This is a genomic window from Alphaproteobacteria bacterium, from assembly GCA_025210155.1.
Taxonomy (GTDB): domain Bacteria; phylum Pseudomonadota; class Alphaproteobacteria; order Rs-D84; family CASDRH01; genus JAOASE01.
The window spans coordinates 19719-43508 of the sequence record JAOASE010000004.1; the positions used below are offsets into that span (position 1 = coordinate 19719).

At 32.5% G+C, this 23790-nt stretch carries 29 protein-coding genes and 1 tRNA gene; 1 reads left to right on the plus strand and 29 read right to left on the minus strand.

Annotated features, from left to right (window positions below; genetic code table 11):
* Positions 1-70: 70 nt before the first annotated feature.
* The 10 genes from N4A44_01050 to N4A44_01095 all read right to left on the minus strand — a co-directional run bounded on the left by N4A44_01050 (position 71) and on the right by N4A44_01095 (position 6140).
* The gene (locus N4A44_01050; protein ID MCT4552233.1) at positions 71-355 is read right to left on the minus strand and encodes a F0F1 ATP synthase subunit C; all 285 of its coding nucleotides are present in this window, start codon (positions 353-355) and stop codon (positions 71-73) included.
* A gap of 273 nt (positions 356-628) precedes the next feature.
* The gene (locus N4A44_01055) at positions 629-1396 is read right to left on the minus strand and encodes a F0F1 ATP synthase subunit A (protein ID MCT4552234.1); all 768 of its coding nucleotides are present in this window, start codon (positions 1394-1396) and stop codon (positions 629-631) included.
* Between the two features lie 172 nt (positions 1397-1568).
* Entirely contained in the window at positions 1569-1865 is a 297-nt protein-coding gene (locus N4A44_01060) for a hypothetical protein (GenBank protein MCT4552235.1), read from the minus strand.
* On the minus strand, positions 1865-2194 hold the full coding sequence (locus N4A44_01065) for a hypothetical protein (GenBank protein ID MCT4552236.1): 330 nt from the start codon (positions 2192-2194) through the stop codon (positions 1865-1867). Before N4A44_01065 ends, N4A44_01060 begins: the two co-directional genes overlap by 1 nt.
* Before the next feature lie 24 nt (positions 2195-2218).
* Complete coding sequence (locus N4A44_01070; protein ID MCT4552237.1) at positions 2219-2605, minus strand: hypothetical protein; 387 nt, start codon at positions 2603-2605, stop codon at positions 2219-2221.
* A 3-nt stretch (positions 2606-2608) separates the two neighbouring features.
* The gene (gene atpD, locus N4A44_01075; GenBank protein MCT4552238.1) at positions 2609-4006 is read right to left on the minus strand and encodes a F0F1 ATP synthase subunit beta; all 1398 of its coding nucleotides are present in this window, start codon (positions 4004-4006) and stop codon (positions 2609-2611) included.
* A 248-nt stretch (positions 4007-4254) separates the two neighbouring features.
* Positions 4255-4647: a periplasmic heavy metal sensor gene (locus N4A44_01080; GenBank protein ID MCT4552239.1), complete on the minus strand. Its 393-nt coding sequence runs from the start codon at positions 4645-4647 to the stop codon at positions 4255-4257.
* 75 nt (positions 4648-4722) lie between these two features.
* On the minus strand, positions 4723-5226 hold the full coding sequence (locus N4A44_01085; protein MCT4552240.1) for an EF-hand domain-containing protein: 504 nt from the start codon (positions 5224-5226) through the stop codon (positions 4723-4725).
* Positions 5227-5250: 24 nt separating this feature from the next.
* Positions 5251-5562, minus strand: a complete 312-nt coding sequence (locus N4A44_01090) for a hypothetical protein (GenBank protein ID MCT4552241.1) — start codon at positions 5560-5562, stop codon at positions 5251-5253.
* Between the two features lie 11 nt (positions 5563-5573).
* The gene (locus N4A44_01095; protein ID MCT4552242.1) at positions 5574-6140 is read right to left on the minus strand and encodes a sigma-70 family RNA polymerase sigma factor; all 567 of its coding nucleotides are present in this window, start codon (positions 6138-6140) and stop codon (positions 5574-5576) included.
* A gap of 141 nt (positions 6141-6281) precedes the next feature.
* On the opposite strand from N4A44_01095, the gene N4A44_01100 reads away from it, so the two are divergent.
* Positions 6282-6358, plus strand: a tRNA-Arg gene (locus N4A44_01100).
* Between the two features lie 277 nt (positions 6359-6635).
* Here N4A44_01100 and N4A44_01105 read toward each other — a convergent pair.
* From N4A44_01105 to N4A44_01195, 19 genes are all read right to left on the minus strand, one after another.
* Positions 6636-7184: a TetR/AcrR family transcriptional regulator gene (locus N4A44_01105; protein ID MCT4552243.1), complete on the minus strand. Its 549-nt coding sequence runs from the start codon at positions 7182-7184 to the stop codon at positions 6636-6638.
* 16 nt (positions 7185-7200) lie between these two features.
* Positions 7201-8022, minus strand: a complete 822-nt coding sequence (locus tag N4A44_01110; GenBank protein ID MCT4552244.1) for an oxidoreductase — start codon at positions 8020-8022, stop codon at positions 7201-7203.
* 137 nt (positions 8023-8159) lie between these two features.
* A complete protein-coding gene (locus N4A44_01115; GenBank protein ID MCT4552245.1) occupies positions 8160-8621 on the minus strand; it encodes a hypothetical protein in 462 nt (153 codons plus the stop codon).
* 12 nt (positions 8622-8633) lie between these two features.
* A complete protein-coding gene (locus N4A44_01120; protein MCT4552246.1) occupies positions 8634-9014 on the minus strand; it encodes a hypothetical protein in 381 nt (126 codons plus the stop codon).
* 83 nt (positions 9015-9097) lie between these two features.
* On the minus strand, positions 9098-9367 hold the full coding sequence (locus tag N4A44_01125) for a hypothetical protein (GenBank protein MCT4552247.1): 270 nt from the start codon (positions 9365-9367) through the stop codon (positions 9098-9100).
* A complete protein-coding gene (locus N4A44_01130) occupies positions 9367-9681 on the minus strand; it encodes a hypothetical protein (GenBank protein MCT4552248.1) in 315 nt (104 codons plus the stop codon). Before N4A44_01130 ends, N4A44_01125 begins: the two co-directional genes overlap by 1 nt.
* A gap of 18 nt (positions 9682-9699) precedes the next feature.
* Positions 9700-11025 carry a CoA-binding protein gene (locus N4A44_01135; protein ID MCT4552249.1) on the minus strand — a complete coding sequence of 442 codons (1326 nt, stop codon included), beginning with the start codon at positions 11023-11025 and terminating at the stop codon, positions 9700-9702.
* A gap of 268 nt (positions 11026-11293) precedes the next feature.
* Positions 11294-12289: an endolytic transglycosylase MltG gene (gene mltG, locus N4A44_01140; protein ID MCT4552250.1), complete on the minus strand. Its 996-nt coding sequence runs from the start codon at positions 12287-12289 to the stop codon at positions 11294-11296.
* 122 nt (positions 12290-12411) lie between these two features.
* The gene (gene fabF, locus N4A44_01145) at positions 12412-13677 is read right to left on the minus strand and encodes a beta-ketoacyl-ACP synthase II (GenBank protein MCT4552251.1); all 1266 of its coding nucleotides are present in this window, start codon (positions 13675-13677) and stop codon (positions 12412-12414) included.
* A gap of 152 nt (positions 13678-13829) precedes the next feature.
* Positions 13830-15197 (minus strand): hypothetical protein, encoded by a 1368-nt coding sequence (locus tag N4A44_01150; GenBank protein MCT4552252.1) that lies wholly within the window; start codon positions 15195-15197, stop codon positions 13830-13832.
* A gap of 11 nt (positions 15198-15208) precedes the next feature.
* Positions 15209-16336, minus strand: a complete 1128-nt coding sequence (locus N4A44_01155; protein ID MCT4552253.1) for a hypothetical protein — start codon at positions 16334-16336, stop codon at positions 15209-15211.
* Positions 16337-16355: 19 nt separating this feature from the next.
* Positions 16356-17300 (minus strand): hypothetical protein, encoded by a 945-nt coding sequence (locus N4A44_01160; GenBank protein ID MCT4552254.1) that lies wholly within the window; start codon positions 17298-17300, stop codon positions 16356-16358.
* An 81-nt stretch (positions 17301-17381) separates the two neighbouring features.
* Entirely contained in the window at positions 17382-17699 is a 318-nt protein-coding gene (locus tag N4A44_01165; GenBank protein MCT4552255.1) for a heavy metal-binding domain-containing protein, read from the minus strand.
* Between the two features lie 139 nt (positions 17700-17838).
* Positions 17839-18069: an acyl carrier protein gene (locus N4A44_01170; GenBank protein MCT4552256.1), complete on the minus strand. Its 231-nt coding sequence runs from the start codon at positions 18067-18069 to the stop codon at positions 17839-17841.
* 165 nt (positions 18070-18234) lie between these two features.
* On the minus strand, positions 18235-18972 hold the full coding sequence (gene fabG, locus N4A44_01175; protein ID MCT4552257.1) for a 3-oxoacyl-[acyl-carrier-protein] reductase: 738 nt from the start codon (positions 18970-18972) through the stop codon (positions 18235-18237).
* A gap of 96 nt (positions 18973-19068) precedes the next feature.
* Positions 19069-20643 (minus strand): hypothetical protein, encoded by a 1575-nt coding sequence (locus N4A44_01180; protein ID MCT4552258.1) that lies wholly within the window; start codon positions 20641-20643, stop codon positions 19069-19071.
* A gap of 62 nt (positions 20644-20705) precedes the next feature.
* Positions 20706-22241 (minus strand): hypothetical protein, encoded by a 1536-nt coding sequence (locus N4A44_01185; protein ID MCT4552259.1) that lies wholly within the window; start codon positions 22239-22241, stop codon positions 20706-20708.
* 62 nt (positions 22242-22303) lie between these two features.
* Positions 22304-23260: an ACP S-malonyltransferase gene (fabD, locus tag N4A44_01190; protein ID MCT4552260.1), complete on the minus strand. Its 957-nt coding sequence runs from the start codon at positions 23258-23260 to the stop codon at positions 22304-22306.
* A 75-nt stretch (positions 23261-23335) separates the two neighbouring features.
* Positions 23336-23767, minus strand: a complete 432-nt coding sequence (locus tag N4A44_01195) for an HIT family protein (GenBank protein ID MCT4552261.1) — start codon at positions 23765-23767, stop codon at positions 23336-23338.
* Between the last annotated feature and the right edge of the window lie 23 nt (positions 23768-23790).

Here is a 23790-nt window from a genome sequence, read left to right on the forward strand (position 1 = left end):
TTTTCTAAATTTTTCTTTAAAGATTTTTTGGAAGGAAATCTTTGAAAACCTTTTATTAAATAACTATTAATTATTTAACGAATTGTTCTGTTGCAAAAGTCCAGAATGGGTTTGCAAAGATCAAAATCATTGAGATTAATAGTGAATAAATAGCAGTTGATTCGATCATCGCCATTGCTACGAACATTGTACTTCTTAAGTTTGAAGATTCATCAGGTTGTTGAGCCATACCTTTGATAGCTGCTACGGCTGCATTACCTTCTCCAAGAGCTGGACCAATTGAGCCCATACCCATACATATACTAGCACCGATGATTGAGGCCATTGCTATTGTACTTACCATACTTTCCATAATATTTTTCCTTCGTCTTTTGCGTAAACTAAAGTTGAAATATCAATTATTAAATTATTGGTCATGTATTACTTATACACTTCCAAAATTTAAAATCTATTTCAACATATTTTCCACAAAATACTCGTATAAATCCATAACACATACTTTGTGAAAATTTTATTTACATTTTTTCTGTTTTATGAACATTGCTGTTCTGTTTATTTTGGACTGTCGTCCGTTTTGCTTTACCTTCCCTACTGTTAATGTTTCAGCATACCCGGTAAAAATTTCGTTTTATTTGGTCATATACTTTTCAGATTCTCTATAATCTTCTTCTGTTAAATCACCCATTGCAGATGATATATATACAAGACCTAGTACTGAGAAGATATATGCTTGGATTGATCCAGTTAATATTCCATATAATTGCATTACTATTGGAAATACCAATGGTGAAAGTGCCAATAATATTGCTATAATTACTGTTCCACTCATTATGTTTCCATATAACCTAATTGCTAAAGAAGCCGTATTAGAAATGTTACTCAATATGTTAAACGGCAACATGAATGGCTTTGGATATAAATATGATAGAAAATATTTTTTTACACCTTCATGTCTTATTCCATAATAGAACACTGAGAACAATATTAATAAACTAAATGCTAAAGTCGTACTGAAAGAACCTGTTGGAGGTTGATATCCTTCCCATGTTTGACTTATTGGGCTATAGAAATATAGCGGTAATATTGAAGATAAATTTGATATAAATATGAATAAGAATAAACTACCTATAAGTGGAAGGAATTGAGATGGTTCCCTTCTTGATATTTGAGCTATCTGGCTTTTAGTTCCTTCTACTACTACCTCTACTACGTTTTGAAGTCTTGGTATTTTTATATCACCCTTTAAATTCTTTGTTAAAAGTTTTAGTGATATTGCTATGAATAGCATTATTATCCAAGTTCCAACTATGGTCATGTTAATGTTAACCGGTATAGTACGACCCATAATTTCGAAGTTCTTTGCATAAAAGACTATTGTATCTGGCGATATATCCATATTACTTTCCTTTGCAATATTACGGTTTCAAATATTTTACCTTATCTAATCGCAAGAAATAATTTTAATCTTTGGCAATTGAGTATTACCTATACACAATACCAAATATGAAAATCATTTTTGCTTCTATCTAAAGCAAACTATTTAAAACTCTGAGAATAAAGCTTTCCTATTAACTTTTTTCGTTTTCTTTAATTTGTTTTTTTACTTTTGATACTGATATCTTTTTTATTATGATAAAAGCTATCATTGCTCCAGCCAACCCTTCTGCATTAAATTGTTTCACAATTATATAGAAAGAAACTGCGACAAAAAGCATTCTAAGTATGAAGCTTTTAAGCAACATAGCTTTATCTTTGTGTATAGCATCTTTCTCTCTACCCATCTTTTCTATTGTTTTAAACATCGCATAGAAAAAGATTGCAAACAGTGGAATGCCTAATAAAAATCCATATATTAAATTATTCATTATTTCTTTTCCTCAGAGGCTTGCTCGTTAGCAATTCTCTTTGCCCTATTTTTATCTATTTGTTTTAGCTCTTTACGAGTTATTATAAATGTATTAATTAAGCCAACTCCTAATCCTATTAAGATGCTTGTTAGCATATAATTATCGTTGTGCTTGCAACTGTAGTAATGACCTATGAATAATGCAATAACTATTGGCAGAGCAAGACCGAAACCTATTTCTCCAAGAATGTTATATTCATGAAGATCTCCTACTGGACGTTTTTTTCTAGATTTAGAATTAATCTTATCCTTTATTACTGCTCTTAGTCTTTTTTCTTTTTTCTTCATAGCTAGCCCCTCCTACAATTTTAGTTATGAATTTCTATGCATAAATCTTGCCATACTAGACTCAAGATATGCTAAAGCTTTTCTTGTTTCAGCATCACTATTTTGCATTTGGTTAAACTCACAATCTAATTTCTCCATCATATCTTCAAGACTTTCTCCCTCGATAACTCTGAAACTAGATATATGAACGTTTTTACCTTTCTTAACGCAAACTCCGAAACCTAAACCAATATAATATCCATCAGGATCTCCACCCTTTTCCCAAATCTTCATCAAATTGGGAGGGAATGAAGACGTCATATCTATGTGCTTTCTTTTAAGCATAAATTGACCACTGATGCCATCAATTCTTATCTTTTCAATATGACGTTTCTCAATAAGTCCTGTAGGTGTTGTTATTACAACTCTCATATCTTACTTTTCCTCTAAGTCTAACTCTTCAAGACTTCCTATCATATAGAATTTTTGCTCTGATACGCCTAGGAACTCTCCATTTAAGATTCTTTCACATCCGTCTAGACCATCTTCTAAACTTACTGATCTACCATCTTTACCAGTGAAGTGTTTTGTAGTGAAGAATGGTTGAGTTAAGAACCTTTGAAGTTGTCTTGCTTTAAGAACCGTTTCCTTATCTGCTTCTGAAAGTTCTTCGAAACCTAACATAGCGATAATATCTTTAAGATCTTCATATTCTGAGAGAGTTTTCTTAACTTGTTTTGCTATATTATAATGTCTTTCGCCTACGATTGCTCTTGATAACATTTTAGAACTTGAGTTCAATGGATCTATCGCTGGGTACAGGCCTTGAGCAGCCATACTTCTTGATAGTACGATAGATGATGATAAGTATGCGAATGTTTGCGCCGCTGATGGATCTGTGAAGTCATCGGCAGGTACATATACCGCTTGGATAGATGTAATACTTGCATCTTTAGTTGAACAAATTCTTTCTTGTAAACTTGCTAGCTCTTGAGCTAATGACGATTGATATCCAACTCTTGATGGAATTCTGTTCATCAATGCTGATACTTCTGAACCTGCCTGTACGAAACGGAAGATGTTATCTATCATAAGTAACACGTTTTGTTTTTTATCATCTCTGAAGTGTTCTGCCAGCGTCAATGCTGAGTGAGCAACACGAGATCTAACCCCTGGAGGTTCGTTCATTTGACCAAAGATCATTGCTGTTTTATCAAGCACGCCTGAGTCAGCCATTTCTCTATAAAGCTCTTCACCTTCACGACATCTTTCTCCAACACCACAGAATAATGATACACCATTATATAGTTTAAACATGTTGTTGATCATTTCAGTAATAAGAACTGTTTTACCACAACCGGCACCACCGAATAGACCACCCTTACCTCCTTTTTCAAGTGGAGATAAAATATCTATGGCTTTAATTCCTGTAATGAAGATTTCTTCTTTAGTACTTAAATCTTTAACTGGAACTGGCTTTTGGTGGATTGATCTTCTTTCTTTTGTTTGTGGAGCTTCTTTATTATCAATAGGCTCTCCGAAAATATTTACCATTCTACCAAGAAGTTCATCACCTACTGGGAAACTTATTTCTTCACCTGTATCTAAAACTTCAGCACCTCTGAAAAGACCTTGAGTCGAGCTAATAGCTAGACAACGAACTGTATCTTCACTTATATAGTCTTGCACTTCTAGTACAATATCTTTTTCTTCATCTGTTTTTATGATTAATTTGCCTTTAATGCAAGGCTTAGATTCTGTGAATTGAACGTCTATTACGCCACCTTCAATTCTCTTAATATAACCTACGTTATTTTTCAATGATTCCTCCATTAATTTTTAATGGAAAACCTATTATGAAATATAATATTTTTTCCACGCCCATTATACATAAGATAAGGGTTTTTGCAACTTTTTTTTCCTATTTTTTCACCCATTTTATAAGACTTTGTTTTATCTTAGGAAATATGAAAATATTATAACATATTTCGGGAGATTTCTCAAATTTTTTAAACAATTTTACGAATCATAAAAAAATAGCCAACTTTATGGCTATTTTTGAAGGAGCTTTACATTTTAAATTAATGCCTTTCAAAGATTCTTTTTCTCTCTTCTAGAGGCATATTTTCGACTCTATTTAGGAAGGTTTCAACCTTTTCTTTTCTCAATTTCAAAACTTGATCTTCCATTAGAGCAAATTCATTTCTTACCTTCTTGATATCCACTTCTTCTTCAAGCAAATATTCACTAACTTTTTCCATGTTTGGTAAGATCATAAATTTTAATTCTCTCATATCTTTTCGTGAAAATATTTGTCTTACGATCATTATACCTTTACCATGACCTCTTCTAAGATGTTCCATTGGCCATTTTCTATGCATTGGCCTATTACTTCCAATGATAATTCCCAATAGGAATACGTTTAATAAAATTGAAATCACTATGTATTTGTTATTAATATTTTTATTTTTCATATTTTCACCTATATCTTATTTAGAGATGGTGCGAGTAAGAGAGTCCCGCACTATCTCTATTTTAGTAAAAAGAAATTAACTTTCAGAAGATCTTCTTCCTCTTCTGCCATTACCTTTTCTTCTTTCTTTTTTAGCTTCTCTTAATGCTTTGAATTCTTCTTTAGATAGTTCACCATCGCCATCTGTATCAAATTTTTCAAATATCTTACCTTGATTTTCACCAGATCTTTCTTTACCGTTACCTTTTCTTTCTCTATCATTTTCAGCTCTTCTTTTCTTTCCAGCTTCTCTCATGGCTTTTAATTCATCTCTAGAAAGTTTTTCATTACCATCAGTGTCAAACTTTTCAAATACTTCGTCTAATGAAGGCATTTTATCTTTCATCATACCTTTCATAGCAGATCTTTCTTCTTCTGAAAGTTTTCCGTCTTTATCTGTATCGAATTTTTCTAACATTTTTTCTCTGTTAAATCCACCTTTATTTCCTTCACCTCTTTTTCCACCGAAAAATGCTTCTGATTGACCAGCACTTATTACTGCAAATAATGCTGCTAAACTTAATAATGTTACTTTTTTCATTTTATATATCCTTTTATTGTATTGTTATTGTTTTTCCTCAATGTAATACCCATATGCGATGCTAGACACCATGTAATCATCTGAATTAATTAATTGAGAGTTATTTCCCCCACTAGAAAGTTCCTCCAACCTAGTCCCTAGAGAAAATCCGATTAATAGCAAAATTATTGCTAATATTGTTTCTTTTAAAATTAAAAAGTCTAATTTGAAAGATAAAATTGATTTAATAGTTTCTGAAAAATCAGAAATGGAATTTTGCAGTCTAGGAAATTGTTTTGTAGACGCAACCTCTTTCATTATTTTTTCTTTTAATTTTGTTTCTATTGTTTTGCTCATTATATGACCTTTTAAATTTCATAATTTTCTTTGTTTAGTATATCTAGCATTTTCTTTTTTGTTCTTGTGAGCAATGTTTCTATAGCCTTCTCCGATGATTTCATTATTTCAGAAACTTCTTTTATACTCATCTCTTCTAGATACCTTAATATTATAACCTTTTGTTCTCTGCTCTTTAAATTCTTTATTACTAATATTACTAATGATTTATTTGATGTTTCATTTAAGAGATTATCCTCTAAATTAGAGCTAATTGTAGGAATGTTACTTTTATACTCTTCTATAAACTCTTTTTCTCTTTTAACCTTTCTTAAGTCATCATAAGATTGGTTTTGTAATATTCTGTAGAACCATGTTGAAAACTTTGCTTTATCACTATTATAGTACTTAGCCATTTTCCAAATTTTTAAAAATACCCTCTGAACTAGATCCTCATAGTCTTCTATATATAATTTTTTAGCATAAGATATCGCTTTATTTAAATATCTATCCACTAGAATAGAATAGGAAATTTCATCTCCTTTTGCGATATTTTTCATCAGGTCTTCATCTGATAACTTATGTAAATTATAACTCATTCGTTTTTATATATCCTACCCTTATAATTTATAATACGTATGGATTAAAAACAACCCCTCATTTTTTCTTTAAAAATTTTTTTGAAAAAAAATGTTGCAATATTAATTTTGTTTATTATAATGTTGCTCATATCAAACGATGTGCCCGTAGCTCAGCTGGATAGAGCAACTGCCTTCTAAGCAGTAGGTCAGAGGTTCGAATCCTCTCGGGCACGCCACTTTATTTCACCCATGGGGTGTTTTTTTTATTTATTAAGTTTTGTGCATGGATTCAAACCTTCGGTTCTCAATTCCGCCACGGCGGACTTTGTCCTTGCTTGCGGGCCGGTCGTAAACGATTTCAATTCACTTTGTTTTTGAAATCTACTCCCATTCTCTCGGGCATGCCACTTTATTTCAACCATGGGGTGTTTTTTTTTGGGAAAAATAAATAAAGGGACTTTTGTTAAAGCCCCTTGAGATAAATTAGATAAAAAATTTTTATGATAACTTAGGTTATTTCTTTATACTATCCCAAACTACATCGACATAAATATCATCTATGGATTTTAGTTTTTTGTTTTTATGCTGTCTAACTATTGTTTGCATATTTTGCCAAACTATATCTTGCAGAATTTCTAATTCAATATCCTTTAGTTCACCTTGGTTCTTAAGATTTTCAAATCCATTGTATACAAATGAATATTTTTTTTCTATTTCTTCTCTAACATCTTTACTTACGTGAGCACCTAATTCTGTTAGCTCTATAAACTTTAGAGACTCATAGTTTTTAAGAAAGTATTCCATCATGTGTTTTATGGAGATTTTAATGTTGGAACTTTCACAATCATCTTCTTTTACAAAGGCATTTATTCCGCTTAAAAGCTTTTCTTTTATACCTTTATACAAAGAATTTACTAAATCTTGTTTTGTTTTAAAGTGAACGAAAAGAGTACCTGAAGCTATTCCAACATCTTTAGTTATTTGAGCTGTTGAGGTTTTATCTATTCCTTGTTTTGCGAATAGTTTTAATGCGCTTGCAAGTATCTTTTCTTTAGTTGTCATTTTATATAAATTCCTTTTATCTAGCAAATCTGCTCATGATGATTTTATCATAACATCTATCACTAAAATGTTTTCTCATCCATAGAGTGGCTTTAGCCATATACCCAGCTGCATACCTTGTTTTAGGTCTTCTGCTTCGTATTGATTTTTGTACCACCTTGGCAATAACATCTGGAGATGAACCGTTTCTTTCAATTTGAGACATCATCTTTAATGTATGTTCTAGAATTCCTTTATAAGCGTAATTCTTAGAAATTTCTTTCATTGGTTCTTCTAGTACTTCTGCGAAGTTTGTATGTATTATGCCTGGTTCAATAATAATAACGTCTATTCCAAACTTTTTCAACTCTATTCTTAGGCAATCTGACCAACCTTCTACAGCATGTTTTGTTGCGTGATAGGCAGATCCCAGTGGTGAATATATTTTACCACCAATAGATGTAGTATTTATTATTTTTCCAGATTTTTGTTTTCTCATATATGGGATTGCTAATTGTGTTAACTTTACTAACCCAAAGAAGTTTACTTCAAATTGATATCTTAAGTCTTCCATAGGTATTTCTTCTACAGTACCGTAAAGCCCAAATCCAGCATTGTTATATAGAACATCGATTCTTCCATTTTCTTTTATGATTTTTTTGAAAGACCTCTCTATGCTTTCTGTTTTAGAAACATCCATTTCTATAGGAAGACCACCCTGTTCTTTTAAGTCTTCCATTTTATTTAGACTTCTTGCTGCACAGTAAACTTTATGCCCTTCTTTGATTAACCTTAATGCTGTTGCTTTACCAATTCCTGATGAAGCACCTGTTATAAGTATTACTTTTTTTCTTTTCATTTTTTCCTCCGAATTACATTTTATTTATGAGTGAGCGCTCACTCATATTATGGTGTCAAAAAAGATTCGAGTCAAGGGAAAAATAAAAAGGACCGGTTTTTACCAATCCTTTTGATTACGCCTTAGATAAATCTATATTATTCTAGACCTGCTCTTTTTTTGAAAATTTCAACTATTCCATCTAATTGCAATTTACATTTAGGCTCAACAGATTCATAAGCAAGGTTTTTTACATATTCTGAATATTCTGAGTTGCTTTTTAAATGATTTCCATCTCTTAAGTAAACGAATTTATCTTCTAAGCTTTTTTTAGATTTAAATTCTGCAGAATTTTTTACTTCACTAGAAACAGAGTCTTCAATTATGCTTTTAAAACCATCCCTAACATTTGGTAGATCAAATTCATTCCATGGAGAATTTGATTTTGCGGCTTGAGATATTTTATCAGTTCCCTTTTCTTCTTTACATATTTCTAGGGCTTTATCTCTTATTTGCTCTTCGCTTAAGCCACCTAACTCTTCTTTAAGATATTCATCTCTAACTGCCATTGCATTAAATGGAACTGATGCCAAGAATAATGTTATTAATATTTTTTTCATGTTTTATCTCCCTTACTTAACTTCTGCTCTTATTATGTCTCTTAAAAGATCTTTTTCTTTTTTTGTCATTTCTCTTAATTCTTTTCTTTCTGCTTTAGCGCCTTTTCTACAAGATTTTTTGCAGTCTCTTTTTTCTTTACCTTTTAGGCTTTTACAAGTTTCCATGCAAGATTTCTTATCTGACTTAATTTCAGCTTTTTTTTCTTTTTTTTCAGCTCTAAGATCTTTCTTTTTCGCTTTTTTAATACAGTTTTTAATTTTTCTATTTCTCTTTTTTTCTTTTTGAATAGATGAATATTTTGCTTCACAATCACTTTGAACGTCTGCATAACTTGAACTAGTAAATGACAGTACTGCTACTAAACTCATTAGAGTTAAAAATTTTAATTTCATTGTTTTTCTCCTAATTTTTTTTCGATGGTCTCGGTTTAACCTTTACCCGGTAATTATAACAGAAAAACAAATGTTTAGCAAATTTATTTTAGAGGAAATCTTTTTAGGATTATAAAGAAAGCAAACACAGATCCTAGGAGACCTTCAAGACCTAAGAATTGTATTAATAGATACATAATTGCTGAAATGATAATAGCTTTTTTAAGGAAAGTTTTTTTAAGGAGATTTTCTTTATCTTCTATATCTGAAGATTTTAAATCTTTAGAGACCTTCAACATGCTGTTGAAGAAAAATAGGAAACCTGGAACTGCAATTATAAAACCTATCAGCACATTTAGGTAATTAAACTCCACTACTTCTTTCCTTTTGTTTTATGTTTATGGTGATTTTTATAAAATCTTGAAATTTCCTTGTGTAAAAGAATTATCGTATTAAGAGCGCCAAAACCTAAACCTATATATAAGCTTTCTAGCATTATATTTGTACCGGCTCTATCTGAATAGTAGTTGCCAAGCCATATAGCAGCTATTATAGGTAGAAAAAGCCCTACAAGAACCTCTAGAACTATATTATACTTATGATAGATCTTTTGATTATCTTGTGGAGCTTTCTTTTTGTTATTAGAAGCCTTCACTTTTTTATTATTTAAAGTTTTTGCTTTTACCATAACTTCTACCTTTGGATTTTATTTACTATATCTTCCATGTAACTTGGACATGTTGATTATAACGTGCACAGCACCTTCCGGTGTTCTGAATACAGGAATATTATTTTTATAGAAAATATGTCTTCCTTTTAGAACTTCTTGTCCACCTACGAATGCACATACAACGTTTTTGTTAGATTTTTTACATACCTTAGAAAACTCTTCTGCTACTTCGCTAGCATAAGTGTTCGTTGGGCAGTATAAAGTTAGAATAGTATCTATTTCTGGATCCTCTGAAAGTACTTCTAATGTTTTTGCATATCTTTCACCTGTTGCATCACCAACTATATCTACCGGATTTGTTTGAGACCAAGTTGGAGGTAAAATTGCATCTAATTTAGCTTTTGTTTCTTTTGAAATATCATTAAGAGTAATTCCGAAATCTTTGAACATTTGTACTGAAATGCTTGAGAAACCACTACTATTTGTTAGAACTGCAACTCTTTCTTTGCATGGGAATACATTTGCGTTTAACATTATTAAACTTGTGTATATATCGTTTACTGATTTAATTCTTACAACGCCTGCATTTTCTAAATCTTCAGTTGTAACACCATCAACTTCTTCTGAAGCTGTTTTGATTAAAACTATTGGTTTTTTCTTTGAAACTCTTTTGGCTACTTCTAAGAATTTTTCTTTATTGTGAATTTTTTTCATATAAAGAACCATAGATTCGCAGCTGTCATCATTTTCTAAGTATTCAACAACTGTTGGGAAATCTAAGTCCATTTGCTCACCTAAACTGAATATGTGTGAAAAACCAACGTTTACAGAAGTTGCATAATCAGGAACTGAACATGCTACTGCACCTGATTCTGATACTAGAGCTATTTTACCTGGTAATGCTTTTATGTTTGCGAATGAAGCATTCATATTGTTATTTGGAGCTAAGATACCTATACAGTTTGGTCCCGCGATTCTTACACCATATTTATCTGCCATTTCTTTTGCAGCATCGAATGCATTTTTACCATCTTCTGAGATGATATCCATATCTAAACCGTCTGTGATTATAACTGCTGATTTAATTCCTTTTTGACCACATTCTTCTATTACAGCTGGGATGAATTTTCCTGGAATACAAATAGCTACAGTGTCTACTGCTTTTGGTAGAGCTGATATAGATTTATATGCTTTCAACCCTTTTATTTCATCTCTTTTAGGGTTTATTGGATATATTTCACCTTTAAAATCTTCTGCGATATTTCTGATTAAAATTTCTCCTACAGAGCCTTCTCTGTCTGAAGCTCCTACTACTGCGATACTTTTTGCGTAAAAGAAATTTTCTATGTTGTTAATGTTCATTTTTTTTCCTTCCTAGTTTCGTATATTTCACTTCATCTAATCGCAATAAATAATTTTAATATTCGGCAATTGAGTATTAACTATACGCAATACCAAATATGAAAATCATTTTTAATTCCACCACTTCGGATTAAAAATCCTTGCTTGTGGCAAAACGTAAACGAATTGTTGCGGTCGCTTATGCTTCCTTTCAATTCTACTTTTTTTCTATCTAAAGCAAACTATCCAAAACGCCTTCTGGAAAATTTGCCTGACGAAGATTATTACACTACTTTCTTATTTTCTTTAAATCATAACTTTTCTGCTTTTTTCTCCACTGAGCTACGTTCTTGTTATGCTCTTTTAGAGTTTTTGCGAATATATGTCCGCCTTCGCCGTCTGCTACGAAAAAGATAAAATCTGTTTTAGCTGGGTTCATAACCGCTTCTAATGCGTCTCGTCCAACATTACATATTGGTTTTGGAGGTAAACCATAGTTCATGTAAGTGTTATATGGATTTTTTCTTTCCAGGTGTTTTTTATAAAGTTTTTTTGACTTCATATCACCTAAACCTTTGGTAACAAAGTAAACAACAGTTGAGTCTGCTTGTAATTTAATTCTCTTATTTAATCTATTTAGGAATACTGAAGCTACTATTGGTTTTTCTTCCTTTAGAAGAGTTTCTCTTTCTACTATTGAGGCTAAGATTAACGCCTCTTCTTTTGTTTTTAATATTTTAGTTGCTTCTTTATCTCTAGCTTCCCAAAGTTCATCTAACTGTTTTGTTAAGTCATTAGACATATTTTTAACTATATCTTCTATAGATTCTTTTTTAGTATATGCGTATGTATTTGGGAACAAACTTCCTTCCTCTATATTTTTAGGGAACGAACCTTTTATCTTTTTGTTTTTAAATATATTTTTAATTTGCTTTACTGTGCTACCTTCTGGGAATGTTATGTAGCTTTGTTTTACTAAACCTTGGTCGAATTTCTTTATAAGATTCTTTACGTCATCTTTTTCTGTTATTGAATATTCACCTACTTTGAATGATGAATTTCTTGAAAGTAATTTGAAATATGTAGCTGAGACTATGATATCTTGTTTATATAATTTTTCTGCTACTGAATATGCTCCCTCACCTTTTGCTATTTCGAAAGAGAACTCTTTTCCCTCTTCTATAGGTAGATAGATTCTGTTTAGGAATGAGTAATTATAAATATACCATAAAGATATAACCATGATTATTAATAGAGTTATAAATTTTCTTAGTATGTTATTCATAATTTATCCTATTATGTTTTTTATAAGAAAAATCGGAATTTTAAAAATTAATTCATATAGTAAAAATTATATGTGAGTTAATCTTCTCAATTCCGATTTATGATTTCTATAGCTTTAAGATATTAGTCTTCAAATTTTTTGAAGATTAAACTTGCATTAGTACCACCAAATCCGAATGAATTAGATAGTGCGTATTTAATATCTTTTTGCTTATTGTCTCCTCTAACGATATCAATAACTTCTGTTCCTTCTTCAGGATCATTACAGTTAAGAGTCGCTGGGATTATGCTGTCTCTCATAGCTAATAGAGAGTAAACTGCTTCAACAGCACCTGCAGCACCTAATAAGTGACCTACTGATGATTTAGTTGATGACATAGATACATCTGTACCTTCGAACATGTTTTTAACAGCTGTAAATTCTAACATATCTCCGCCTGGAGTTGAAGTTCCGTGAGCGTTAATGTAGTCAACATCTGAAGGTTTGATTTCTGCTTTTCTAAGAGCTTGTTTCATTGCTCTGAAACCACCATTACCTTCTGGAGCTGGAAGTGTCATGTGGTAAGCGTCTCCACTCATACCATAACCAACTACTTCACCATAAATTTTAGCACCACGAGCTTTTGCATGTTCATATTCTTCTAGTACTAGAACACCAGCGCCTTCACCCATTACGAAACCGTCTCTTTCTTTGTCCCAAGGTCTTGAAGCTACTTCTGGAGTATCGTTATATCCTGTAGATAAAGCTCTTGCAGATGCGAAACCTGCGATACCTAATCTTGTTACTGCTGCTTCAGCACCACCTGCAACCATAGCTAGGGCGTCGCCTCTTCTAATCATTTCAAATGCGTCACCAATAGCGTGAGTACCTGTTGCACATGCTGTAACTGGAGCTGTATTTGGTCCTCTTAGACCATATTTAATTGATAAATGTCCTGATGCTAAGTTAATTAGCGCTGATGGAATGAAGAAAGGAGAGATTCTTCTTGGTCCTTTTTCATTTAAAATTGTTGAAGCTTGCCAAATACTTTCTAAGCCTCCGATTCCTGATCCTATAGATACACCAACTTCGTCTTTTTCTTCGTCCGTTAGGCCGTTCATAATGCCTGAGTCTTCAACAGCGTCAACACCTGCTGCTATACCGTATACGATGAAGTCATCCATTTTTTTTCTATCTTTTACGTCAACGTAAGCGTCTGCGTTAAATTCACCTTTAGCTTCGCCTAATGGAACTTGACCAGCAACTTTAGCTGCTAAATCTTCACATTCACATTTTGTTATTTTGCTAATACCGCTTTTCTTTTTCAGCAAACCTTCTTCCCAGTTAGCTTCTAATCCATGGCCTAGAGGAGATACAATCCCCATACCAGTTATCACAACTCTTTTCATAAGTTATCCTTTTACTTTGTTAAATTTTTCGTTTTGTTAATCGTATTTTGATAATACTTTGGCAAAATAATTTTACTACATTTTATATCTTGAAAAAGATTTTGCAAGATATTTATTAAAATATAGCCCTTGCCAGAGTTCAAATTTTATTTCTAGTCGTTCCAGAAAACTTCATCTTCTGGTACTAGCTCTATGATTCTTGGGCTTAAGAACACCAATAACTCTGTATTTGGATGAATGATTGTTTCATCACCTTCTACAAAATAGTGTGTTGGAATACCTAAAATTAGTATATTTTCACCCAATCTTGAAGGTAGCTTAAATGTAGATACGTCACCTTTTGAAGTTCTTAGAACCATTTTCATGTCTAGCTTATCTTTTTTAACATCTCTTTCTTTGAATTGACTTTCCATCATTACAAATAGATCTGTTTCAAGTCTAGGATCTCTTGAACATTTACCTATGTCAAATCTACCTTGCCAGTGATTAGGAAGAACATATGTTCCTCTTGAAATAAGAACTGGGCTTGCAACTGGTTTCAAGAAAGTATGCAGAGATTTGATATCTAAGTTTTCTGAAACTGAGATAGCTCTACCTATAATTCCTTTTGAAGAAACTTTTATTGTGTCTCTTTTGAAAGCTTTAATCATATTTATCCAATTAATGCTATTGCTTCCCTTAGGATAAACTCTATATATGTCCATATCGTAAGCTACTAGGAATCTTTCTTTTTGGAATTCTAGAAGAGTTTTTCTCATAGTGTTTTCCGCGATGAAGTCACCTTCTATAATTATTACTTTATCTTCCCAGTCAACTATAAGGTTATTAAGTCCAGCACCTCTTAGAGCGTCTTCTACAGAAAGGATTACCTCTTTGTCGAATGGTAGATGGATATTCCATTTGCCAGTTCTGCTTAAGTGAAGCCTATTTCTTCTAGCATCATATGTATAATAAAGCTTAACTTGTTTAGAAACGAAAGATAAAACATTTTCTAAACTTCCATCTATACTTTCTATGCTAACTTTTTCCGAAAGATCTTCGTAAGAATATAATTCAACGCCTGTTTTATCTAGGATTTTAAGAATAACTTTTTCAAGTGGAACATCTTTAAACTCAACCTTTTCTACTATAAGTTTTGGAAGGTCTGCACCGCCGTCCATTCTTTCAACGAAAAATGCTCCTGGTTGAACGGCTTGAGTTGATGTTATGCTTTGAGAATTCCAATCAACATCACATCTCAAAGGAAGTTCTAAGTTTAGCTTTTCTGCTAAGTCTTGAGTTTTTAAGAATTTCTTTTTGTATACTGGAGTATATGTTTTTTCTTCTTCTACAGTAACTTCTTCTTTTTGGCTTAAAAGAACTTGCTTTTGACTATCTGTCATTTCACCAGTAAGGAAACTTTTGTAGTCATCTCCTTCCATGTTCATATAACCGGTATAACCAACATATTTTTCTGAATAGTTGTAACAGCCCGTTAACAAAATTAATCCTAATATATTTAATGCTTTAGTTAGTTTCATATAATTACTCCCTACGCAACCATTTTTAACTGTTCTACTTGTTTTTTTATTTCATCAGATAGTTCTGAAGATGCGCTACTTTCAGAAAAGTCACTACCCCCATTATTTAATGAGTCTGAATTTTCTTTTACTTGCTCTGTGTAATAAGATAACATTTCTTCAGGAGTTCTCGCATCATCTCCTTTATACTTTGATAATAGAGATCTATAATTTTCTGATGACTTTTCTGCTAGAACTTTATTTATAGTTTTTATTATATGTTTTGAAAGATCTATTAGAAGTGGGTAATGTTTATATTCTTCTAAAGACTTCGCCTTATTTTCAACAGCTACCAATGAAAGGATATTTTGTGAATTTTTGTAATACTCTTCGCAAGTGTATAGATGTCTTATATTCCATTCTAAACCATTTACGTGATGATCATTAGTTTCTTCTTTAATTTCTAATGATTGTCCTGCCGTTGAGTAAGATCTATTAATATTATCTTTTATCTTTGCAACTCTAACCTTTTCTTGGAATGATGAAAGATGTTCAGAGTTTTCTTCCTTAGAAAGAATATTTCTCTTATTAGCTGGCTCAGGAAGTTTTTCTTCAGCTATTTGAACTTCTTTTGGTTTAACAGCAATAACTTCTTCACTATATGGTTCTTTTGTATCATTTTCTTGAGAAATTTCTAAAGATATTTCTTCTACTTTTTCGTCCTCTTCATGGTGAAGTATGTTGCTAAATTCATCTAGCTTTTCCTTAAATTTATCTTTTAGATCTGAACCAGACCCTCCAAATTTACTTAATGAAGAAATTATTAAATCTTTTGATTTTACTATTTCTTTTGCTTCATACAAATTATTGTTTAGGATAAAATCTAAGTGGATGAACTTTGTTGCTTTCTTATAGCAATCCACTGCTATTTCATAATCAAGGAATTGATTTAACTTTTGAGATAAAACCTCTTTAAGTTCATTAGACTGAGAAGATACTAACTTTGTTAACTCTTCTTTCCAATTTTCACCAAAAGACTGTTTAGAGAACGCTTTAATTTTTTCAAGACTATCATAAGTATTAGAGAAGTCTTTTAGTTCATCTAAAATCCTTTTTTCTATAATACCTTTGTTACTTTTGTCCTTACTAAAAAATCCCAATTCTCCCTCCTGAAATAGATTATGCAGATTTGATTTTTGCTTTTAATTTTTCAAGTATATCATTTCCATAGTCTGAAAACATAGGTAAATATTTTTCATATTTTGGAAGTTTCGATGTTAATTCAAACTTATCTACTTCTTCTGAAGATAGAATTCCTTCAGCTTGCTTAAGAGCACTATAAGCTGTTTCGAATGCTGCTAAATCCTCAAACTTAACTATAAGTTCTTGAGCTTCATCACCTGCGTATTCCCTAATAAGATCTTTTATGCCTCTAACCCAGTTAGGCATAAACGTTTTAAAATAGTCATCATTTTGGAATTTTTCTAAATCATCTGGCGAGTGTTGGAATGATTTAATTCTATCAAAAAGAGCTTTCATTTTAGCATCTGGTTGTTTGATTTCTGCTTTAGCCTCTGATTTAACTTCTGGCTTTGCATTTTTATTTTCAGACTTAGTATCTTCTTTTTTAACAGAAGGCTTAGGAGTTTCTGGAATACCGCCTCCTCTATGCATCTTCATGATATTAAGGGCAGCTTTTTGATCCTTACTACCTTTTCTCTTTCTCTGTTCTGCGTTTGTAACTTTCTTAATAACCAACTCATCCTTAGCATAATATTTTTCAAAATATTCTGGCATATATTCTCTTATAGGATCAACCCCAAAAGGAAGTAAGTGCTTTTTAATTTCGTCATCTTGAAGTTCATCATTTTGTAACATTATAATATGAGCATTAAGTCTTGCTCCTCCAGGAAGGTGCTTTACTCTTTCAACAACTTCAGCTGAAACTTTTTTAAACATGTCATTAAGCATCTTAGGACCGCCCTCTAAGATGTGAAATTGTCTGTATAAATTGATAAGTCTATAAGCCTCTTCTAACTGCTTTTGCTCTTCTTCAGTTAGAATTGTTTCTGTGTCTTTTAACTTTATATCTACTTGTGAAGCATTTACTTGTGACTTACTCATCCCTCTCTCCTTGAAATATTTATATTTAATAATATCAAATTTATTGATAAGTTTCAAGTTTTTATTGATTTATTCAAGGATTTAAAAAACCTTAACAGCAGTACCGGTTGCAGTAATCATAAGCATGCTATTATTCTTTCCAAGAACTTCGAAATCTAAATCTAATCCGATTATTGCGTTAGCACCCTTTTCCATCGCCATTACTTCAAGCTCTCTAAGAACTTTTTCCTTAGCTTTAGCAAGTTCGCTTTCGTAAGATCTAGTTCTACCACCAACAAAATCTCTTATTCCGGCAAACATGTCTTTGAATACATTAACACCTGTTACTATTTCCGTAGAAACTAGGCCTAGATAATCTATTTTTTTCGCTTCTATTGTTGATGTTGTTGTAATTAGCATAATAATCTCCTCTATTTCTTAAATACAAAATACCATAAGAAGATTTTTTTTACAATGATATAAAATTGGATTATTTTGAAATAAAAAAAGGACCGAAAAATTTTCCGGCCACTTTTAATAAAGTTCTAAAATTCTTTGATTAAGAATTTGCGTCAATATATTCAACTGCATCAGACACTTTTAAGATTTTTTCAGCTTTATCATCTGGAATTTCCACGCCGAATTCTTCTTCAAATGCCATAACTAATTCAACAGTATCAAGACTATCAGCTCCTAGATCTTCAGTAAATGAAGATTCCATAGCTACTTTATCAGCTTCTACACCTAGGTTATTAACGATAATTTCTTTAACTTTTTCAAAAGTTGCCATTTTAGTTTTCTCCTTAATTAATTAAAATCAAATTTTTTGCACTTAGGCAAAATCGTCATGAGACGATGTGAATAAAAGTATATAACACCGTTTTTGCAATGTCAAGCCTTTATGCAAAAAATTTAATTCACACTTATACCTTTGTTTTTACTGGACTTTTACCAATTAAACTCTTAACATTCCGCCGTTTACGTGTAATGTTTGACCCGTAACATATGAAGCTTCATCTGATGCTAAGTATACACATGCATTAGCGATATCTTCAACTTGACCCATTTTCTTAGCAGGAATTTTAGTTAGAAGATCTTCTCTAGCTTTTTCTGGAATAGCATCTGTCATTTCTGTAGCAATAAATCCTGGAGCCACACAATTTACAGTGATTCCTCTTGGAGCTACTTCTATAGCCATAGATTTACTAAAACCTATTAGACCAGCTTTTGAAGCTGCGTAGTTAGCTTGACCAGCATTACCCATAACACCTACGATTGATGTCATGTTGATAACTCTACCAGCTCTATTTTTCATCATGTGTGGTAAGAATGCCTTTGTTAAAGCGAAGTTAGATGAAAGATTTACATCTATAACTTGTTGCCAATCATCTTGAGACATTCTCATCATTAGAGTATCTTTAGTGATTCCAGCATTGTTTACTAGAATATCTAGTTTTTCAACTTTAGTTAAAACTGCTTCAGCGAAGTCAGCGACTTTTTCTACGTTACCTGCTTCGTAAGCCATACCAATAGCATTTGCACCAATTTCACTTGCAACTGCTTGTGCTTTTTCTTCACTTCTTCCTGTGATGATTACTGTAGCACCTTGTTTATGCATAGCTTGAGCGATAGCTTTACCTATACCTCTTGTTCCGCCTGTTACTAAGGCTGTTTTACCTGTTAAATCTAACATAATATTAATTTCCTTCTTTTGTTTGTTTTTAACGTTTTATTATATTATTCATTTGCTTGTAAAATTGCAAGTAGAAATGATTAAGATATTGTATCATTAGAATACTTCACCTTCCCAACCGCCTTCTTCCATAACTTTAGAATTTACGCAAGATGAAGCATTATATGATGTACCTTTTGCACAACTTTTATCACAAGCATCTTTATTTCCCGCCGCACACATATTTTTAAGCCCATAATCGTCAGCAACCTCTAAGGCAGAAGAACACAAGCTAGCGTCTTTAGTTGATAGACATGCGTTAGCAAAAGCTGAAGATATACCATACTCATCTCCTTTAGATTCTGCATGTTCTACATATGCATCACAAACTTTTTTATTCCCCTTACCTACGCCAGCATTGGAACATGTATCACTTAAATAATAATCATAAGCCCACTCCTGATCCATCTCCTCTAGTTTATCTAAGAAACCATCACAAACTGCTTCGTTACCACCTTTTTGACAAGCATATGCCATACCATACTCACTTGAAGGGTTTGAGTCTAAGTATTTTTGGCATATTTCTGCATTACCACCTTTACAGGCATCTGCAAGCCCCTGTTCTGAAGTTGGATTCTTTGCTAAATATGCTTCACATACTGATTCAACACCATAACCGCAAGTGCTTCCCAGTTGGTCTTCACTAGGATTTGTGGCAAGCCAAGCATCACATACTGTTTTGTTACCACCTCTACAAGCACCAGCTAATCCACCTTGATATCCTGTGTCTAAAAAGGCTTGGCATACAGCTTCATTTCCACCTTCACATGCACTAGCTAATTGATATTGACTTGGATTTTCCAAGGATAAAAGTTTATCACAGGCCAGATCTATTCCTTGTCTACACGCACTAGACATTCTGGATTCTCTAGTCATACTTTCCACATAAGCTTCGCAAACTGAGTCTACTTTTGATTGAGTACATGCATTTGCTACATTACTTTGATAATAGGCATTATCTGTTAGAGCCTTACAAACAGCTTCATTTTTAGTTGCTCCACATGCTTCAGCTAATGCATAAGGGTCCATACCTCTAAACATTTCTCTTAAATCAGCACTAGGTTCAAATGGCTCTTCTGGTTCATCTCCGCCTCCAGGTTCGCCTGTATTTCCACCGTTACCGCCTGAATAATCCGGATCGTTTGTATTGTTTTTTGCAAAATGCTCTAAACCGTTTATATCTACACAAGATATTGTCATCTTTTCTATTTTATTCAGAAGATTACTGTCATTTATGATGTAGTTACAATCTTCTTCGTCGATACCTTCCATTTTAATTTCATATAAATCATTTGATACTGCTGAAATTGAATAAGTTCCTCCAAATGGAGTTATTGCTGATTTAATCATATTAGTATCTACAAACATATTTTCAAATGTTCTATCTTCACCTAATACAACACCTTCGTCTTGGAATTTTTGATTTGCATAGCTAGTTTCTATTTGTTGGTTTATACTTCCTAACTCTTGTTTTAATTCATTCATCTTGGAATTTCTATATGCCATTTTATATGCTATAATTGCAAGCACTGTTATAACTGCCATGATACCTAAAACACCAAGCATTTCGATCATAGACCTTCCATGTTTATTTTTTTTGATTTGAGATTGCATATCTTTATTACCTTTCATAAAAAAAACTCCCTTAATTTTCTTAAGAGAGTTTAACAAATTTTTTTATTATTTTCAAATGATTAATTATTCCAACCACCATCATTAATAATTTCTAAATTATAACAAGATCTTGTATCTCCTCTGTCGCAAGCTGTTTGACACAAAAGTTCACTACCTTGCTTACCACAACCAGAAGACATATTACTTACTGAGGCGCCTGAATCTATCCAAGCTTGACACACATTATCGTAACCAGATCCTTGACATGCAAAACCTAAGTTATTGTCTGTTGGATTACTTGATAAAAGAGCTGCACATGTTGCCTCATCTTTTCCCGAGCTACATGTTTCTTGTAATGATTGAGCGTCTGGATTAGTTTCTAAAAATGCTGCGCAAGCTCCTTCATGACCTCCTCTACAAGCACTCTTTAAGTCCCCTTGGGATTTACTAGGTAAGCTAATTAATTTTTCACAAATTAAATCGTTTCCTCCGGCGCATGCTAATCCTAAATAATATGAGCTACTAGTAACTTCTGCCATCTTTTCACAAGCACCTTCACCGCCACCTTTACAAGCAGTATATAATTCTGAAGCTGAAGTAGAACCAGTATCCATAAATGCTTGGCAAACCACATCACTACCTCCTTGGCAAGCCCAGGCCATATCTTTTGATGCCGGATTAGATTTTAGGTATTCCCCGCAGACAACATCCGAACCACTATTACCACACGCATATTTTAATTCAGCAGATGAAACTCCAGAATCAACATAAATCTGACAGACAGAATCATTGTTACTTCCTTCACATGCATTTCTAAGAAACATTGTATCTCCTGTAGTAGCGTATTTTTCACAAGCAGTTTGTATTCCAGCACTACAAACCAATCCATAGTATGCTGGCATAGGTATATCTTCTCTAGTCATAAATTCATCGCATGCTGCTGTGTTTTTAGAAGATGTGCATACGTACATTAAATCCATTGTTGGAATTTGACTAAGACTACTTACCAATTCTTCACTTGGAGTATATTCGTCGCCATTAGAACCTTCTGAAACAGATGAATTATTATTGACACTACCGTCAGGGTTAACCGACCCACCTGAGGCTGATGACTTTTGAGGAGTCATACCTGCATATGTCACAAAATTATTTCCTTCTGTTATCTCATTTTCAGTTGTACAAGCAATATAAACATCATCTAACTTCGTTACAAAGTCATCATCTTGAGCTATAAATTGACATTCTTCTTCACTATCTGCATTTGTTATATCAAGCCTATATAATTTTTCACTCATGGCTGTAACATCATATTCCCCGCCAAATGGCGTTATATTAGAATCCATTATACCAGTATCAACAAAAAGGTTTTTAAATGTTCTGTCCTCTCCTAGCACTACACCTTCATCTGTATAAGTAGTTCCTACATAATTTTTCTTTATGTTTTGAGATATACTTGCAACTTCATTTTTTAAATCATTCATTTTGGTTTGTTTATGAGCCATCCTGTACAACCTAAAACCTATCAAAACTATAATTGCGATAATTGCTAGCACCCCTAGCATTTCTATCATTGAACGACCTTTTGCTTTTTGTAATTTTTCTTTGCTTTTAACCATAAAAAAACTCCCTTAATTTTCTTAAGAGAGTTTAACAAATTTTTATAACATATTCAAATACATTATTTAGATGAAAATTCTTTAATATTTTCTAATGTATTGAAACAAACTAATTCTGAACCTTCTCCAAGGTCAAATCTTTTGAAAAGGTTTGTTAGAACGTTAGCAGTTCCACATTCTACAAAAGTTTTCATACCGTGTTTTGAAACCATGTTGTTAACAGATTGAACCCATTTAACTCCATTTGTTATTTGGAAAGTTAAGTGAGATTTAATTTCATCTGTAGATGCTTCTACTTCACCACTTTTGTTAGATAAGAATTTAATTTTAGGTTCTTGCATTTCTACTTTACCTAATAACTCAGCTATTTTATCTTGAGATGGTTTCATTAATTCTGAGTGAGTTGGTGTTGACACTGGCAAAGGTAATGCTCTTTTTGCACCAGCTTCTTTACATTTAACGCCGGCTTCTTCTAAACCTTTTTTATAACCAGAGATAACAACTTGACCTGGGCAGTTGTCATTGGCTATATCACAGTAAAAGTCTTCGCCTTTAGCTGTAACTTCATCACATATTTCTTTAATTTTTTCTACAGGAAGACCTAATATTGCCATCATACCAGCAACACCTTCTTCAACACATTCTGCTGCAAATTTACCTCTTGCATGAACAAGTCTAACGGCGTCTTCTAAACTTAATGCTCCACTAGCAACTAATGCTGAATATTCACCTAGAGAGTGACCTGCTACCATATCAGCGACTTCTTCTAATTTTTTACCTGAAATTTCTTCGAAAGCTCTTAATGTTGCGATTGAAGCTACTAAGATTGCTGGTTGAACGTTTTCTGGTTTACCAAGTGTAGCATCGTCGCCTTCAAACATAATTTTTGATATTTCATAACCTAAAGCTTTATCAGCTCTGTCGAATACTTCTTTAGCAGATGAGTAGTTATCATATAAATCTTTACCCATACCTACTTTTTGACTTCCCTGTCCTGGGAATGTAAAAATTGTAGTCATTTTTTATCCTTTGTATTTTGTTAAATTTCTTGTTAATGCTATATTTTTTGTTTTTAAAAATCAAGATTAAAGTATTTAGCAGAACTTCTCAAATTCCTCTCTGATTCTTTCTGCTCTAATTTCCATATCTTTTTCTTCCATTTCTGTTAATGGTTTATTCCATATAGTATCTGGCCAGTGAGGATCATTTTTTGTTCTGCAAATTACATGAACGTGAAGTTGTGGTGTCATGTTTCCTATTGCGGCAACATTAATTCTATCGCAAGGGAAAAGCTCTTCCATAACGTTTGATGCTAAAGTTATTTCACTTTGCAGCTGCATTTGATCTTCTTCTGTTAATTGGTTCATTTGTGTTATTGGATCGCCATTTTCTTTTAACTTTCTTGGTATTAGAAGTATCCAAGGACATTCTTCTTTGTTAGTCATTAGAACTGTTGAAAGCGGTAAATCTATTATGTAAGATTCGTTGTCGAAATTTTTTAATAATGCAAATTCTTTTTGTGACATTTTATTTATCTCCTTATGTTAAT

Coding starts and splice junctions, on each gene's coding strand:
- N4A44_01160 (MCT4552254.1), bottom strand. CDS start 17,300: ATGAGTAAGTCACAAGTAAATGCTTCACAAGTAGATATAAAGTTAAAA.
- N4A44_01085 (MCT4552240.1), bottom strand. CDS start 5,226: ATGAAAAAAGTAACATTATTAAGTTTAGCAGCATTATTTGCAGTAATA.
- N4A44_01070 (MCT4552237.1), bottom strand. CDS start 2,605: ATGAGAGTTGTAATAACAACACCTACAGGACTTATTGAGAAACGTCAT.
- N4A44_01165 (MCT4552255.1), bottom strand. CDS start 17,699: ATGCTAATTACAACAACATCAACAATAGAAGCGAAAAAAATAGATTAT.
- N4A44_01080 (MCT4552239.1), bottom strand. CDS start 4,647: ATGAAAAATAAAAATATTAATAACAAATACATAGTGATTTCAATTTTA.
- fabF (MCT4552251.1), bottom strand. CDS start 13,677: ATGAAAAGAGTTGTGATAACTGGTATGGGGATTGTATCTCCTCTAGGC.
- N4A44_01115 (MCT4552245.1), bottom strand. CDS start 8,621: ATGAAAAAAATATTAATAACATTATTCTTGGCATCAGTTCCATTTAAT.
- mltG (MCT4552250.1), bottom strand. CDS start 12,289: ATGAATAACATACTAAGAAAATTTATAACTCTATTAATAATCATGGTT.
- N4A44_01060 (MCT4552235.1), bottom strand. CDS start 1,865: ATGAATAATTTAATATATGGATTTTTATTAGGCATTCCACTGTTTGCA.
- N4A44_01090 (MCT4552241.1), bottom strand. CDS start 5,562: ATGAGCAAAACAATAGAAACAAAATTAAAAGAAAAAATAATGAAAGAG.
- N4A44_01130 (MCT4552248.1), bottom strand. CDS start 9,681: ATGGTAAAAGCAAAAACTTTAAATAATAAAAAAGTGAAGGCTTCTAAT.
- N4A44_01150 (MCT4552252.1), bottom strand. CDS start 15,197: ATGAAACTAACTAAAGCATTAAATATATTAGGATTAATTTTGTTAACG.
- N4A44_01110 (MCT4552244.1), bottom strand. CDS start 8,022: ATGAAAAGAAAAAAAGTAATACTTATAACAGGTGCTTCATCAGGAATT.
- N4A44_01120 (MCT4552246.1), bottom strand. CDS start 9,014: ATGAAATTAAAATTTTTAACTCTAATGAGTTTAGTAGCAGTACTGTCA.
- atpD (MCT4552238.1), bottom strand. CDS start 4,006: ATGGAGGAATCATTGAAAAATAACGTAGGTTATATTAAGAGAATTGAA.
- N4A44_01180 (MCT4552258.1), bottom strand. CDS start 20,643: ATGAAAGGTAATAAAGATATGCAATCTCAAATCAAAAAAAATAAACAT.
- N4A44_01105 (MCT4552243.1), bottom strand. CDS start 7,184: ATGACAACTAAAGAAAAGATACTTGCAAGCGCATTAAAACTATTCGCA.
- N4A44_01055 (MCT4552234.1), bottom strand. CDS start 1,396: ATGGATATATCGCCAGATACAATAGTCTTTTATGCAAAGAACTTCGAA.
- N4A44_01185 (MCT4552259.1), bottom strand. CDS start 22,241: ATGGTTAAAAGCAAAGAAAAATTACAAAAAGCAAAAGGTCGTTCAATG.
- N4A44_01170 (MCT4552256.1), bottom strand. CDS start 18,069: ATGGCAACTTTTGAAAAAGTTAAAGAAATTATCGTTAATAACCTAGGT.
- N4A44_01195 (MCT4552261.1), bottom strand. CDS start 23,767: ATGTCACAAAAAGAATTTGCATTATTAAAAAATTTCGACAACGAATCT.
- N4A44_01095 (MCT4552242.1), bottom strand. CDS start 6,140: ATGAGTTATAATTTACATAAGTTATCAGATGAAGACCTGATGAAAAAT.
- N4A44_01065 (MCT4552236.1), bottom strand. CDS start 2,194: ATGAAGAAAAAAGAAAAAAGACTAAGAGCAGTAATAAAGGATAAGATT.
- fabG (MCT4552257.1), bottom strand. CDS start 18,972: ATGTTAGATTTAACAGGTAAAACAGCCTTAGTAACAGGCGGAACAAGA.
- N4A44_01135 (MCT4552249.1), bottom strand. CDS start 11,025: ATGAACATTAACAACATAGAAAATTTCTTTTACGCAAAAAGTATCGCA.
- fabD (MCT4552260.1), bottom strand. CDS start 23,260: ATGACTACAATTTTTACATTCCCAGGACAGGGAAGTCAAAAAGTAGGT.